This window comes from Mycobacterium sp. (assembly GCF_047975165.1).
Classification (GTDB): Bacteria; Actinomycetota; Actinomycetes; order Mycobacteriales; family Mycobacteriaceae; genus Mycobacterium.
In genome coordinates this window covers 1-13,570 of the sequence record NZ_JBKECZ010000056.1, presented here as the reverse complement: position 1 = coordinate 13,570, position 13,570 = coordinate 1, and the positions used below count along the sequence as shown (strand labels likewise).

At 68.9% G+C, this 13,570-nt stretch carries 13 protein-coding genes and 1 pseudogene; 8 read left to right on the top strand and 6 right to left on the bottom strand.

Translation table 11 applies throughout. From position 1 onward, the window contains the following. Window positions 1-26 precede the first annotated feature (26 nt). Genes ACK5M9_RS05970 through ACK5M9_RS05960 form a run of 3 tightly spaced genes read right to left on the bottom strand, consistent with a single transcriptional unit; the run spans window position 27 to window position 2,497 of the window. Window positions 27-1,571, bottom strand: a complete 1,545-nt coding sequence (locus ACK5M9_RS05970) for a PPE family protein (RefSeq protein WP_416892301.1) — start codon at window positions 1,569-1,571, stop codon at window positions 27-29. A gap of 20 nt (window positions 1,572-1,591) precedes the next feature. Continuing rightward, the gene (locus ACK5M9_RS05965; protein ID WP_416892260.1) at window positions 1,592-1,900 is read right to left on the bottom strand and encodes a PE domain-containing protein; all 309 of its coding nucleotides are present in this window, start codon (window positions 1,898-1,900) and stop codon (window positions 1,592-1,594) included. 45 nt (window positions 1,901-1,945) lie between these two features. After that, the gene (locus ACK5M9_RS05960) at window positions 1,946-2,497 is read right to left on the bottom strand and encodes a hypothetical protein (protein ID WP_416892259.1); all 552 of its coding nucleotides are present in this window, start codon (window positions 2,495-2,497) and stop codon (window positions 1,946-1,948) included. Window positions 2,498-2,559: 62 nt separating this feature from the next. Here ACK5M9_RS05960 and ACK5M9_RS05955 point away from each other — a divergent pair, with 62 nt between their 5' ends. From ACK5M9_RS05955 to ACK5M9_RS05940, 4 genes are all read left to right on the top strand, one after another. Beyond that, entirely contained in the window at window positions 2,560-2,994 is a 435-nt protein-coding gene (locus ACK5M9_RS05955; protein WP_416892258.1) for a hypothetical protein, read from the top strand. A gap of 23 nt (window positions 2,995-3,017) precedes the next feature. After that, window positions 3,018-3,770, top strand: a complete 753-nt coding sequence (locus ACK5M9_RS05950; protein WP_416892300.1) for a hypothetical protein — start codon at window positions 3,018-3,020, stop codon at window positions 3,768-3,770. A 139-nt stretch (window positions 3,771-3,909) separates the two neighbouring features. Further along, on the top strand, window positions 3,910-4,317 hold the full coding sequence (locus ACK5M9_RS05945) for a TOBE domain-containing protein (RefSeq protein WP_416892257.1): 408 nt from the start codon (window positions 3,910-3,912) through the stop codon (window positions 4,315-4,317). Window positions 4,318-4,345: 28 nt separating this feature from the next. Then, window positions 4,346-5,722: an NADP-dependent succinic semialdehyde dehydrogenase gene (locus ACK5M9_RS05940; protein WP_416892256.1), complete on the top strand. Its 1,377-nt coding sequence runs from the start codon at window positions 4,346-4,348 to the stop codon at window positions 5,720-5,722. Here ACK5M9_RS05940 and ACK5M9_RS05935 read toward each other — a convergent pair. Beyond that, a complete protein-coding gene (locus ACK5M9_RS05935) occupies window positions 5,719-6,369 on the bottom strand; it encodes a TetR/AcrR family transcriptional regulator (RefSeq protein WP_416892255.1) in 651 nt (216 codons plus the stop codon). The two genes, ACK5M9_RS05940 and ACK5M9_RS05935, sit on opposite strands and share 4 nt — an antisense overlap. 40 nt (window positions 6,370-6,409) lie before the next feature. Then, window positions 6,410-8,140, bottom strand: a complete 1,731-nt coding sequence (locus tag ACK5M9_RS05930; RefSeq protein ID WP_416892254.1) for an acyl-CoA dehydrogenase family protein — start codon at window positions 8,138-8,140, stop codon at window positions 6,410-6,412. Window positions 8,141-8,267: 127 nt separating this feature from the next. Here ACK5M9_RS05930 and ACK5M9_RS05925 point away from each other — a divergent pair, with 127 nt between their 5' ends. Both ACK5M9_RS05925 and ACK5M9_RS05920 read left to right on the top strand, forming a co-directional pair. Next, on the top strand, window positions 8,268-9,248 hold the full coding sequence (locus ACK5M9_RS05925; protein WP_416892253.1) for a phosphotriesterase-related protein: 981 nt from the start codon (window positions 8,268-8,270) through the stop codon (window positions 9,246-9,248). Between the two features lie 96 nt (window positions 9,249-9,344). Continuing rightward, entirely contained in the window at window positions 9,345-10,088 is a 744-nt protein-coding gene (locus ACK5M9_RS05920) for a PP2C family protein-serine/threonine phosphatase (protein WP_416892252.1), read from the top strand. Between the two features lie 11 nt (window positions 10,089-10,099). On the opposite strand, the gene ACK5M9_RS05915 is transcribed toward ACK5M9_RS05920, so the two are convergent. After that, window positions 10,100-11,215, bottom strand: coding sequence for an acyltransferase family protein (locus ACK5M9_RS05915; protein ID WP_416892299.1), 1,116 nt, complete (start codon window positions 11,213-11,215; stop codon window positions 10,100-10,102). A gap of 273 nt (window positions 11,216-11,488) precedes the next feature. Here ACK5M9_RS05915 and ACK5M9_RS05910 point away from each other — a divergent pair, with 273 nt between their 5' ends. Together ACK5M9_RS05910 and ACK5M9_RS05905 are read left to right on the top strand one after the other, a co-directional pair. Next, window positions 11,489-12,796 carry a DUF3068 domain-containing protein gene (locus tag ACK5M9_RS05910; RefSeq protein WP_416892251.1) on the top strand — a complete coding sequence of 436 codons (1,308 nt, stop codon included), beginning with the start codon at window positions 11,489-11,491 and terminating at the stop codon, window positions 12,794-12,796. 41 nt (window positions 12,797-12,837) lie between these two features. Beyond that, a pseudogene (locus tag ACK5M9_RS05905) lies at window positions 12,838-13,570 on the top strand (hypothetical protein); the annotation flags it as partial.

Sequence of the window (13,570 nt, the reverse complement as noted above, 5' to 3'; positions counted from 1 at the left end):
TACCTTTCAGGTAGGGAAGAGGGACGTCAGTAAACTTCGCCCGGATGCCAGGTTTCCGGCAGCATGGGTTCACTGGTGCCGCCGCCGTATTCGTCGCCGGCGAGGGTCGTCAACCCAGTCGGTCGCGCGTTCTCTTCGGAAGCCGTCCCGGCAAAACCCATTGGGCCCGAGCCGTGTTCCGACGGGGCCGCCGCTGCCGGCCCCGGAGTGGTCGGTTCCCCGGTCATTGCCGACTGGTCGTCGGCGTCCAGAAATTCATAGCGATGACGGCGGTCGACCGACGTACGCCGGCGCCGAGAAGTTCGCAACCCGTCCCGGTTGGCCGGCGCCCTGGCCGCCGTCGCGGCGGCGGTGTCGTAGGTGATGTCCGGGGTGGCCAAGCGGACCTGCATCGTCGAGCCGAGGCCGACGCCGGGTCCGCCGACCAGGTAGCCGAATCCGTGCGCTCCAGGGGCGGCTGTCGGCGGGGCGGACGGTGCGGCGGGGGCGGGGGCTGTCGGTGCCGCGGACGGCACCGGAACAGCCGATGCGGGCACCGGCGCCAGGGCGGGAGCGGCCAGCGCCAATACCGGTGCGGGCACAGCGGGAGGCATCGGAGCCGGTGCCGAAGCGGGCGGCACCACCGCCGGCACCTGCGCCAAGCTCGCCAGGCCGGCCAGGCCTCCCAGGTATCCGGTGGCAAGGTTGAGGAACGCCGGCAGCAGTAAGGAACCTATCTGCACGAGAAAACGCAGCGTCCGCAACGTCCAGTTGACCGCCCGATAGGTCTGCCAGGCAATGAAGTACGAGGCCAGAACGGGGTAGGTCGCTGGGTTGGAAAGCAATTGCGGCAGATTCGCTTGCAGATAGGACAGCGCCATCAAGTTGCCGTTGAAAAGATTCGGCAGGTTCGCCAGATACTGCTCCGGACTCCAGTTCCGTTGCCCCTGGCCGACTACCCACGCACCGTCGGCTCCGAAGATCAACGCCCAGATTTCCGCGGGCGTGGGCAACCGGAACCCGTTGCCGGCTCCTCCGCGGCCACGACCGCCGCCGCCCCCATTGCCGGCGCCACTGCCATCGCCGCCGCCGCTGCCATCGCCACCGCCCGCGGCAGCGTTGACGGTCTCGGTCGTCGCCTGATACGCACTCATCGTGGTCGCGGCCTGCACCCACATGCGTGCATAGTCCGCTTCGTTGGCCGCGATCGGAATCGTGTTGACTCCGAAGAAGTTCGTAGCGGTCAATGCCCCGTGAACCGCGTGGTTGGCGGCCAACTCGGGCAACGTCGGCATGGCCGCCAGGGCTGCGACGTAGGCCGCCGCCACCGCCTCCTGACGCACTGCCCGCCCCGCGCTGATGACAGCGGCCAGCGTCAGCCACTCCAGATACGGGCCGTGGGCCGCGGTGTACGTCGCCGCGGTAGGCCCTTCCCATACCAGTTGCCCGTCAGCCAGTGTCGCGGCCAGTTCGGTCGCCGCCGCGGTGTATTCGGCACCGAGGTCCGTCCACGCCTGCGCGGCCGCCAGCAACGGTCCGGGTCCGGGGCCCGAGCTCAGCAACGCCGAGTGCACCTCCGGCGGCGACGCCATCCAGAGCGGAGCCAGCACCGTCAGCCCCCTCCCACCGAATAGGACGAGGCAGCCGCGGCGTCGCCTACCGCGTATCCGGCACCCGCCTGCGCAACACCGATGCCGGCACGGTCGAGGACCTCCACACCGGTGGCCGCCGCCGCCTGGTGCTGGGTGCCTTCGAGGCTGAATTCCAGCGCGGCCTGCATCGAGACCGGGTCGGCTGCGGGAGCAGCCACCGCTGAGACCAGCGGGGCGGCTGCCGCGTGGGCGGCGGCCAGCCTGGCGGCGATCGCCTCTACAACGGCACTGGTTGCCGCCAGCCCCTCGGGAACGACGCGCACGCTCATCATCGCGCTCCTTCTCAAGTGTTGCTTCGCCTCCGCGGACGGGTGTCAGTCCGCGCGGCGAACACCGGCCATTGCGGCCGCGATCGCAAATCCCAGTAGTCCGGCCACCACACCGAAGCCCAGGTGAAACATCGCCTTCTCGCCAAACCGGGCCACTGCCGCCGGCGAGTCGACAAGGGCGACCAGATGAATCGGCGCCGCGGCGAGCACGAGCAGCCACCGGTGCCGACCCACCGCGGCCAACCCCGCCACCAGGTACAGCAGGATCGCCGCGGACAGATACCGCAAATTACCCGACCCCAGCGGCCCCGATATTCCGCCGGGAATGTGCATCGCCATCGTCGCCGCCGTGGTGGCCGCCCCGACTGCCAGCACCGTCGCGCGGCGCCTGGTCGCCAGGGCGACGGCCACCAGCAAGGTGAGCCAAATCAGACCCCGGTGCCCGGGTAGACCCATCGGAATGCGGACGTCGGCGTAGTAGACGGCGGCAACGACGGCGAACACGGGAAAGGCAAGTTCACGGATCGGATTCGTGTCGCGCGAGGTCACCGCCGACGGCAAACCCTCGATCGGACGCCCGATCTCCCAAACCGCCACACGCGGCACATTACCTGATGCAGTTCCGCACCTACCAATTCAATCCCGCATAATTACCGCATATGCGGAGTTTAAGGATTGGCGCCGACGTCGCCGGTTGCGTCGTTCTGGTTGCCATCGCGGCAGGCACGGGTGGGTGCACGACATCCGAGGTTTCGACCCAGCTCGTCGTCGAACAGCGCGGCCGGGACCTCGGCCGGTTCGGCCTGGACCAACTGCGCGGCCTTCCCCAGGTCCAGATCGCCACACCGCAATCCCGGGGGGCGCAGGCGCAGACCGGCCCGACCGTTCGGTCGGTCCTGGACGCCGCAGGCGCCGGCGACACGAACGCGGTGCGGGTGGAGGGTCGCGACCCGGCCCAGACGTTGGCCGCCGATGAGCTCACCGATTCGGTGATCCTCAACGTGACCAGACGCAACACCCTCAAGCTCGCCGGAAGTCACCTCCCGCGTAATCGTTGGGTACGCGATGTCACCCGACTGGTGGTCAACCCGTGACGCATTCGCTGGCCGGTGTGGACATGCTCATCGGTATCGACGACACCGACGACCTGTACAGCCCCGGAACCGGTCGGCGCGCGCGGGAACGCCTCGGCGTGCTGGCGGCCGCGGGGTTGGGAACACCGGCCGGCGCCACCCGCCACCAGCTGCTGATCGACGACCGCATCCCCTACACCACCCACAATTCCAGCGCCTGCCTGGCCTGGCGCAGCACCGGCGGGAATCCTCGGGCCGTGTCGGCCGAGGTCATCGGGGTGGCCGGGCGGTTCCTCGAAACGGTCTGCCCGCCGGATGCCGATCCCGGGCTGGCCGTCGTGATCCCGGCGAAACTCGAGGACACCTCGGCGCTGAGCGAATTCGGGTGGCGGGCAAAGCGGGAGGTGCTGCGCACCGCCCAAGCGTGGGAACTGGCGGCCGCCGTCGGTGTGCATCTGTCCGGACACGGCGGGACGCAGGACGGGGTGCTGGGCGCGCTGGCCGGTGCGGGGCTGCACCTTTCGGGTGACGACGGAATGTTCATCACCCTGCCGGGGCTGTTCGAGCTGCCCGGGGAGATCACCATCGACGAACTGCACGCGCGCATCCCGCTCGATGACGCTCGCGACGCCAACGATCGACGACCGGCCCCCGGGGAGCCGATCGATCTGGGCGACTGGGTGCGCCCGGTGCTGCTCGACGGCCGCAGCGTGTTGCTGCTGGATCCGCCCACCGAGCATCCCGACGGTCACCGAGCCTGGCGGACCGCCCCGCGGGCAGTCGTCAAGAAACACTGACGCGGCCGCGTATTCCCGACGCTGTGCGCTGCCGGGAATGGTCGGCACGGTCATGACGGGTCGGCACGGTCACCATGGGTCTGCACGGTCGAGGTTCTTGCCCACGGTGGAAATTGCTCATTGTCGCTAGAATTCGGCGATGCCGATGCTACGCATCAGAGAAGCCGCCGAGTTGCTCGGCGTCAGCGATGACACCGTCCGCAGGTGGGTGAACCAGGGCATGCTGACGGCCGAACACGACGACTCCGGACGGAAGGTGATCGCCGGCGATGTGCTGGCCGAATTCTGGCGAAGCAACGCGCCGGCAGCGCCGGCCAATCCGCTCGGTGTCCGTAGTTCGGCGCGCAACCACTTCGCCGGCCTGGTCACCAGGGTGGTCGCCGACTCCGTCATGGCCCAGGTCGAACTGCAGTGCGGCCCACACACCGTCGTCTCACTGATGAGCGCCGAGGCCGTGCGGGAATTGAAGCTGGAGCCCGGCAGCATCGCGGTGGCCGCCGTCAAGGCCACTGCCGTGATCGTCGAGGTACCCGAAACCACCAACTGAGCCAACGAGCAGCTGAAGGAGGGCCAGCGTGCCCATCGCCACCATCAACCCGGCCACCGGCGAGACCGTCAAGACCTTCACCCCCGACACCGGCGAGCAGGTGCAGGCCGCGATCGCCCGCGCCTACGCCTGCTTTCAGGACTACCGCCGCAACACCACCTTTGCCCAGCGCGCCGGGTGGGCGAATGCCACCGCGGACCTGATCGAGGCCGAGGCGGACGACACCGCGGCGATGATGACCCTGGAGATGGGCAAGACGCTGGCCTCGGCGAAGGCCGAAGCTCTCAAGTGCGCCAAGGGTTTCCGCTACTACGCCGAGAACGCCGAACAGCTCCTCGCCGACGAGCCGGCCGAGGCGGCGAAGGTCGGAGCGAAAAGGGCCTACCTGCGCTACCAGCCGATGGGGGTGGTGCTGGCGGTGATGCCGTGGAACTTCCCGCTGTGGCAGGCCGTCCGGTTCGCCGCGCCCGCGTTGATGGCCGGCAACGTCGGCCTGCTCAAGCACGCCTCGAACGTGCCCCAGTCCGCGTTGTATCTGTCCGACGTGATCACCCGTGGCGGCTTCCCGCCGGGCTGCTTCCAGACGCTGCTGGTTTCGGCCGGCGCGGTCGAAGCCATCCTGCGCGACCCGCGGGTCGCCGCGGCCACCCTGACCGGCAGCGAGCCGGCCGGCCAGTCGGTCGCGGCCATCTGCGGCGACGAGATCAAGCCGACCGTGCTGGAACTCGGCGGCAGCGACCCGTTCATCGTGATGCCGTCGGCGAACCTCGACGACGCGGTGCGGGCCGCGGTCAAGGGCCGGGTGCAGAACAACGGCCAATCCTGCATCGCGGCAAAACGGTTCATCGTCCACACCGATGTCTACGAGGAGTTCGTCGACAAGTTCGTCGAACAGATGCGAGCACTCAAGGTCGGCGATCCCACCGACCCCGACACCGACGTGGGTCCGCTGGCCACCGAATCGGGCCGCGATGAGATCGCCCAGCAGGTCGACGACGCCGTCGCCGCAGGCGCGCGGATCCGCTGCGGCGGGAAGCGCCCGGACGGTCCCGGATGGTTCTACCCGCCGACGGTGATCACCGACATCACCCGGAACATGGCGCTCTACACCGAGGAGGTCTTCGGCCCCGTCGCCTCGATGTACCGCGCGGCCGGCATCGACGAGGCCATCGAGATCGCCAACGGGACCACCTTCGGGCTGGGGTCCAACGCCTGGACCGGCGACGACGCCGAGCAGCGGCGCTTCATCGACGACATCGAGGCCGGGCAGGTCTTCATCAACGGGATGACGGTGTCCTACCCCGAGCTCGGGTTCGGCGGGATCAAGCGATCGGGCTACGGCCGGGAACTCGCGGGCCTGGGCATCCGGGCGTTCTGCAACGCCAAGACGATCTGGGTCGGTTAGGGGTTCGCCGGCGAGAACGCCGCCGCCAGCACCGCGACCAGCCGGCGCACCGCCAGCGCGGGCTTTTCCGGCGTCGGCTCGTCGAGGCCGAGAATCGGATCCAGGCCGCGCATGTAGGGTGCCAGCGCCAGGTGCGGGAAGATCATCAGCAGCAGCGACAGCAGCGTGTCGGTGTCGGCGTCCGGGCGCAGATCGCCGCGCTGCACAGCGTCACCGACCAGCGGGCGCAGCACTTCCAGGTAGTGCCGGTGGACGACGCTGCGCACGCTGATGCGGGCCTCGGTGTCGACCTCCAGCGTCACCGCGGCGTGCAGGGCGCGCTCGCGGGGATGTTCGGCGAAGTAGGCGACCCAGCCGTCGAGCAGGTCGGTGAGGAAGTCGAAGAACGGCCGCTGCGGGTCGAGTTCGACGATGAGGCGCCCCATGTGATCGCGCACCCGCTGGCTGCCCATGTCGGCGATGTAGGCGTAGAGGTCACGCTTGTCGGCGAAGTACTGGAACAGGCTGCCCTTGGCGACACCGGCCCGCCTGGCTATGACGTTGAGGCTGCCGTTGGAGAAGCCGTGCGCGCCGAATTCGGCTTCGGCGGCCTGGAGGACGGCGGCGCGGCGAGCCGGGTCCAGCCGGGCCCAGGTCACCGTCGGCACCTGCCCTCCTCGGTATCGCCGACCATTGGTGCCGCCGCCATCACGGGTTCATCTGGTAGGCCCCGTTGAGCGGCAGGATGCGTTCCTGCCAGACCTTGGCGTACCGCGCCGGGTCGTTGTCCGGACGGCGGATCATCGCCATCGCGAAGCGGGCCTGCTCGCCGGTGGTGGCGGCCTTGTCGTGCAGCTCGACGGCGTAGCTGTTGAAGTCGCGCACCAGCAGGCAGAAGATCTCGTCGAGCAGTGCCTCGTCCACACCCGACATCGGCGCCTCTTCCAGGATCAGCTGGGCGTAGGGCACCAGTGCGAAGATCTGCCCGACCCCGAAGGCGAAGTCGATGTCTTTCTGCTGCGCGGCATCCGGGGTCGCTGCGGCCAGCATCTCGGCCAGCACGTCGATCTGCTGGCGCAGCAGCGCGACGTTGGGCAGGTGCGCGTAGCTCTCGAAGGCCACCCGCCAGTCGTGGAAGCGCACCTTGCCCAGGCCGCCGGTCGGGCCCTGGTTGAACAGGAAGGTGTCGTCGGCGGCGTCGTCGCGGCGCCCGATCACCGGCAGTGCCTCGTCGGGGGCGAACAGGAAATTGGGCATGAACTTGGCCAGCAGCCCGATGTTGATGTGGACGGTCCCCTCCAGCCTGGGCAGCAGCCCGATTTCGCGGGCCACCGTCTCGAAGAAGGTGTCCTTCTCCACGCCCTTGGCGGCGATGACGTCCCACAGCGCGATGATGACGCGCTCGCCTTCGCCGGTGACCTTGGCCTTGGTCAGCGGGCTGTACAGCAGGTAGCGGCGGTCGTCGGCCGAAGCGCTGCGCATGTAGTCCGACGCCCGCGAGCACACCATGCGCATCGCGACCAGCCGCACGTAGGCGTCGGTGAACAGCCGGCGCACGTGACTGAAGTCGGTGACGACGGCGCCGTACAGGTGCCGGTTGGCCGCGTGGGTGATGGATTCGTAGAAGGCGTGGGTGCACATGCCCACCGCACCCCAGCCCAGGTTGTACTTGCAGACGTTGACGGTGTTGAGTGCGGCGTGGAAGGCGCCGGGGCCGCGGTGCAGCAGGTCGGCCTCGGTGACCGGGTAGTCGTGCAGCGCGTAGTTCGAGACGTAGTTCTGCGAGTTGACCACGTTCTTCTTCAGCTCGTAGCGGTCGTGCTGGGAGTCGGCGGCGAAGAAGACGTATTCGGAGTCCTTCGAGGACTGTCCCGGCTCCGAGTCGATCCGGCCGAACGTCGACACCATCCGCGCCACATTGCCGTTGCCGATGTAGTACTTCTCGCCGTTGGCCGTCCAGCCGTGCTCGGCGGGCGTCAGCACCATGTCGGTCTGGTAGACGTCGGCGCCGTGGGTCTGCTCGGACAGGCCGAACGCGAACACCTCGCCCTGTTCGAGTTGGGCGGCGGCCTTGCGTTTGGCGTCCTCGTTGTCGCTCATCCAGATCGGTCCCAGCCCGAGGGCGGTCACCTGGAACGGGTACCAGTAGCTCAGCCCGTAGAAGCCGATGATCTCGGCGAACTCGCTGATCCGGTAGGTGTCCCACCGGCAGGCCGAGCCCGGGTCGGTGGCCCCGTACTCCGCGGGGGTCAGCAGCGACGCGAAGATCCGGTTGCGCCCGACGTGGTCGAGGAACTCCGAGTACCAACGCCGTTCGTGGTCATCCCGCTTGAGCTTGGCCTTGCCGCGGCTCTCGAAGAAGTCCACGGTGGCCGCCATGATCTCCGCCGACCGGGCTTCGGGGTAGGTGCGTTGCAGATTCTTCGGGTTGAGCAGCATGAGGGTTTGCTCCCGGGGGGTTCGATTCGGCGACGGATCGACCGTACTGCACCGAATCCGGCGGTGGAACAGGTCGGAGGGGTACACACCTGTCGGTCGACCACCCCGGGAACCTAGCATCGGTTTCGTGCCAGCACTGAACACCGCCCGCGGGGCCATCGATACCACCGACCTCGGCGTCACCCTCATGCACGAGCACGTGTTCATGATGACCACCGAGATCGCACTGAACTACCCCGAGGCGTGGGGCGACGAGGAGCGGCGGGTCGCCGACGCCATCGCCCGGCTCAACGAACTCAAAACCCGCGGGGTGGACACCATCGTCGATCTGACGGTGATCGGGCTGGGCCGCTATCTGCCCCGGATCGCGCGCGTGGCGGCGGCCACCGAACTCAACATCGTCGTCGCCACCGGGCTCTACACCTACAACGACGTCCCGTTCCGCTTCCACTTCCAGGGCCCCGGAACCCAGCTCGACGGCCCCGAGATCATGACCGACATGTTCGTCCGCGACATCGAGGAAGGCATCGCCGACACCGGCATCCGGGCCGGAATCCTCAAGTGCGCCACCGATGAGCCGGGCATCACCCCGGGTGTCGAGCGGGTGCTGCGCGCGGTCGCCCAGGCGCACCGGCGCACCGGCGTGCCTATCTCCACCCACACCCACGCCGGGCTGCGCCGAGGCCTGGAGCAGCAACGCATCTTCGCCGAGGAAGGCGTCGACCTGAGCCGGGTGATCATCGGCCATTCGGGGGACAGCACCGACCCCGGATACCTCGAAGAGCTGATCGCCGCTGGCTCCTACCTGGGCATGGACCGGTTCGGCATCGACATCATCACACCGTTCGAGGACCGGGTGAACATCGTGGCGACCATGTGCGAGCGCGGCCACGCCGACAAGATGGTGCTCTCCCACGACGCCAGCTGCTACTTCGACGCACTGCCCGAAGAGCTCATGCCGATAGCCGCCCCCAACTGGCACTACCTGCACATCCACAACGACGTGCTGCCCGCACTCAAGCAACGCGGCGTCACCGATGAACAGATACACTCCATGCTCGTCGACAATCCGCGCCGCATCTTCGAACGCCAGGGCGCCTACCGGTGAGGGTCGCATTCAGTGCAATTCGGATTTCGCAGCCGGGCACGGCCCCCGGGGACGCCGCGACGTGACCCGGCCGTCGCGGCGTTGCAGACTTAGACCATGTACACCCTGGAGTATTCGGCCCTGAGCGACACCGGCTGCCAGCGATCGCAGAATCAGGACCGCTGGGGCGCCGATGACTCCCAGTGTCTGTTCATGGTCGCCGACGGCGTGGGGGGCAGCCGCGACGGCGCCCTGGCCGCGCAGACGATGGTCGACATCCTGCCCAGCTACGTCGACCATCACCTGCCGCTTGACCGACGCGGTGGTGCGGACGCACCCGAACACCTGGCCCGCGCGGTTTCCGAACTCTCCGACGACCTGTACTCCCGGGCGCAGACCGATGACCGGTTCGCCGGCGCCAACAGCACCCTGGTGGCCGTGGTCGTCGGGGACTCCCGTGCGCTGCTGGCGCACCTGGGCGACAGCCGCGCCTATCTGCGCCGCGACGGCCAACTGCATCGGCTGACCCGCGACCACACGCTGGTCCAGGCGCTGGTCGACGCCCATCAGGTCGACGCGGCCGACACCGGCAGGCACATGGCGCGCAGCGTCGTCACCAAGTACGTGGGGATGCAGCCGCCCGCGCGCGCCGACGCCAACGCGGTGGACCTGCACCCCGGCGACCGCATCCTGCTGTGCAGTGACGGCCTGCACGGCGTGGTCAAGGAGCCCGAACTCGGGCAGATTCTGGACGCGAACCCCGCGCCCGGCTACGCCTGCGCCGCCCTGATCGCCGCGGCCCGGGAGGGCGGCGGGCCGGACAACATCACCGCGCTGGTGATCAACGTGTCCCCGGCATAGCTCCGCGAAGCTCACGGCGCGATCGCGTCGGCTTCGGCGTCGGCCCCGGCCGACTCGCCTGGTTTCTCCCGTTTCTCCCAGCGGCGCAACGCCTCCCGGCACGGCGACTCGACCAGCGCGTAGCTCACCGCGGCGATCGCGGTGCCCAGCACCAGCGTCAGCACCAGCACCGCCGGCAGGTGACCGTTGAAGGCGAAGATGCCCAATACCGGAAACGCCATGTCCAACGCGGCCAGGTGCCAGATGAACAACCCGTAGGACCAGCGGCCCAGGGTCACCATCGGCCGGCTGCCCAATGTCCGGTGCGCGGTGTCCGGGCGGTCCAGCACCAGCGGCGCCACCAGGGCGAACGCCAGCACCGCACCCATCGCGGTCTTCACCGAGAACTGCGCGGCGGTGCCCGGCGCCAAACCGGCGGGTCCGGCTGGCGGTGACGCCGCCACCAGGTAGGCCCCCACCGCGATCGCAGCCATGGGAATTCGCCGCCGGGACAATCTGTGCACCCACCCGATCGGGCTGTGCACCAATTCGGCCAGTACCATCCCGGCGGCGAACCAGGAGAAGAACGCCGGCGGCCAGTTCAGCGGGTTCACCCCGGACCCGGCGCCCGGCAGCACACCCGGCAGCCAGCCCCACGCAAGGCTCGTAGCACCCAGGACGGCAATGGCGCCGGCACGCGCACCAACCGGGAGCCGGCGTGCCAGCAGCGCCAGAATCGGCAGCGCCAGGTAGAAGGCCACCTCCACCGACAGGCTCCACATCTGGGTGAGCCCGGCGGTCAGCGTCAACGGCACATAGATCTGAGTGAGTGTGAGGTTGGCCAGCCACACGGTCGGGCTGGCGTGTACCGCCGCGGGCAGCAGGGTCAGGATCACCGCCACCGCGACAAGGTAGGCGGGCATGATCCGCACCACCCGGGAGCGTAGATAGTGACCGGTCCGCGGGCGGGCCGCCAGTTTCCGGGCGGCCGCCGCGTGCCCGCGCCACAGCAAAAAGCCCGACAGCGCGAAGAACACCGCGACCGCCAGGTCGAAACGTCCGAACAACCGGCCATCCGCCCCGCTGGCGTGCCCGGTCTGGAATGCAGCGTGCGTGACGACCACGCCCACCGCGGCGCAGGCGCGCATACCCTCGACGGCGGGCAGAAAACTGCGGGCGCCTCCCACCTGCGCGGTATCGGTCACACAGCCCAGTCTGCCTGGGCGGGCCGCCGGTGAATCGGGCGCGCCGGTGGCGGCGCGCGGGGACGGCTAGATTCTTAGCCGAGTCAATAGAGTCTGCTGTTAGGGTCGAACCGGTTCGCCTCGCTGCCTGGTCTGGAGAGGGTCGGCGACCGACTTGACTCCGATGAATTCACGGCCAGAAGGACCGATGCACGGCCAGAAGGAGGTCACGGCAACGTGAACCGAGCAGTCATGTTGCGTATCGCCGCATGCGGAACAATCGGACTCGGAGCCGCCCTGCTGATCGCCGCACTGCTGCTGTCGACCTACACCAGCAACAGGATCGCCAAAGTCCCGCTCAACATCGACACCATGCTGATCAGCGAGGGCAACGGAACCGCACTGGATTCCGCATCGCTGTCCGGCGACCACTTTGTGATCGACCCGGATGTTCCCCTGGTCTCCCAGCAGCAGGTCACCGTCGAGTATCCGGCCAACGCCAAGGTGGTCACCCTGCAAGTCGGATCGTCGCTGCGGCGCGGAGACAAGCAGAAGGACAGCGGGCTGCTGCTGGCCAGCGTGGACACCGTGACGCTCAACCGCCGAACGGCGGTGGCGATCGCCGACGACACCCATCCGGGCGGTTCGGTGCAACGGCCCCGCGAACTCGACGACGAAAGCCCGCCGTCCCCGATCCCGCTTCGCCACGAGGGCCTGTCCTACCGGTTCCCGTACCACACCGAGCGCATCACGTACCCCTACTTCGACCCGATCGCGCAGAAGGCCTTCGACGCCGACTACGAAGACGAAGAGGACGTCAACGGGCTGACCACCTATCGGTTCACCCAGAACGTGGGCGTCGACTCCCACGGCAAGCCGGTGGCTCCCATCGAGTACCCCTCGCTGTACGCCAGCGAGGATGACGCGAAGGTCACCGCGAGTGCCGCTATGTGGGGCGTCCCCGGCGAACCGGACGAACAGATCACCATGACGCGGTACTACACCGCCCAGCGGACCTTCTGGGTGGATCCGGTGTCGGGCACCATCGTCAAGGAAACCGATCGGGCGCACCACTACTATGCGCGGGATCCCAAGGCGCCCGAGGTGACGCTGACCGAATACCAGGTCACCTCCACCGAGGGCACCATCGAATCCCAGGTCAACGCCGCACGCGACGAGCGCGACCGGCTGGCGCTGTGGTCGCGGGTACTGCCGATCACCTTCACCGCGATCGGCCTGATCGCACTGGTCGGCGGCGCGGTGCTGGCGTCGTTCAGCCTGCGCACCGAAAGCGCGCTGACCGATCCCGGCCTGGATCGCGACGACACCGAGTTCCTGCGCCGCGCCGGACTCGAACCGCCGGTGCCGGGCGCCGAGGCGGTGACGGAGAAAATACCCTCGCAACGCCCCGGATCGCCGGCAAAGGCCAAGCCGGCCGGCGCCGCCGCACCGAAGCCGAAATCCGGCGAGCCGTCCGCCGCCGCGCCGAAGCCGGATTCCGGGTCGCCCAGCTCCCCGACCTCCGGCCCACCCGAACGGGGTTAACCCCCTTGCGGGCCAGACCTGCCCCGCCGGCGTACGCGTTGATGCTGGCGTTGCTGGTGGTGGCGCCGGTGCTGCGGCCCGGGTATCTGCTGCTCCGCGACGCTGTTTCCACACCGCGGTCCTACCTGTCCGATACCGCGCTCGGTTTGACGGCCGCGCCGCGCGCCACACCGCAGGATTTCGCGGTGGCCCTGGCCTCCGGATGGATCGACGGCGGCCTGGTGGTCAAGGCGCTGCTGGTGCTCGGCCTGTGGCTGGCCGGCTGGGGGGCGGCCCGGCTGACGGCCGCGGTGCTGCCCGACGCCGGTAGCGCGGGTGAATTCGTCGCGGCCACGCTGGCGGCGTGGAATCCCTATGTCGCCGAACGGTTGTTGCAGGGGCATTGGAGCCTGCTGCTCGGCTACGGCTGCCTGCCGTGGGTGGCCGCGGCCATGCTGGGACTGCGATCGACGGGCGGCCGTGCCGGATTCTTCCGGCTGATGTTCTGGATCGCGCTGGCCGGGCTGACGCCGACCGGTCTGCTGCTGGCCGCGACGGTGGCCCTGGTGTGCGTGGCCGCACCGGGTGAGGGACGGTCCCGCCGGCTGTGCGCGGCGGTGACGTGCGCTGTTGCGGTGGCGGGGGCGCTGCCGTGGCTGGTGGCCTCGGCGCTGGGTCCGCCGTTACCGACGGCGGCGGCGGTCGGTGTCGAGGTGTTCGCGCCGCGCGCCGAGACCGGTCTGGGCACGCTGGGCAGTCTGGCCAGCCTCGGCGGCATCTGGAACGGGCTTGGGG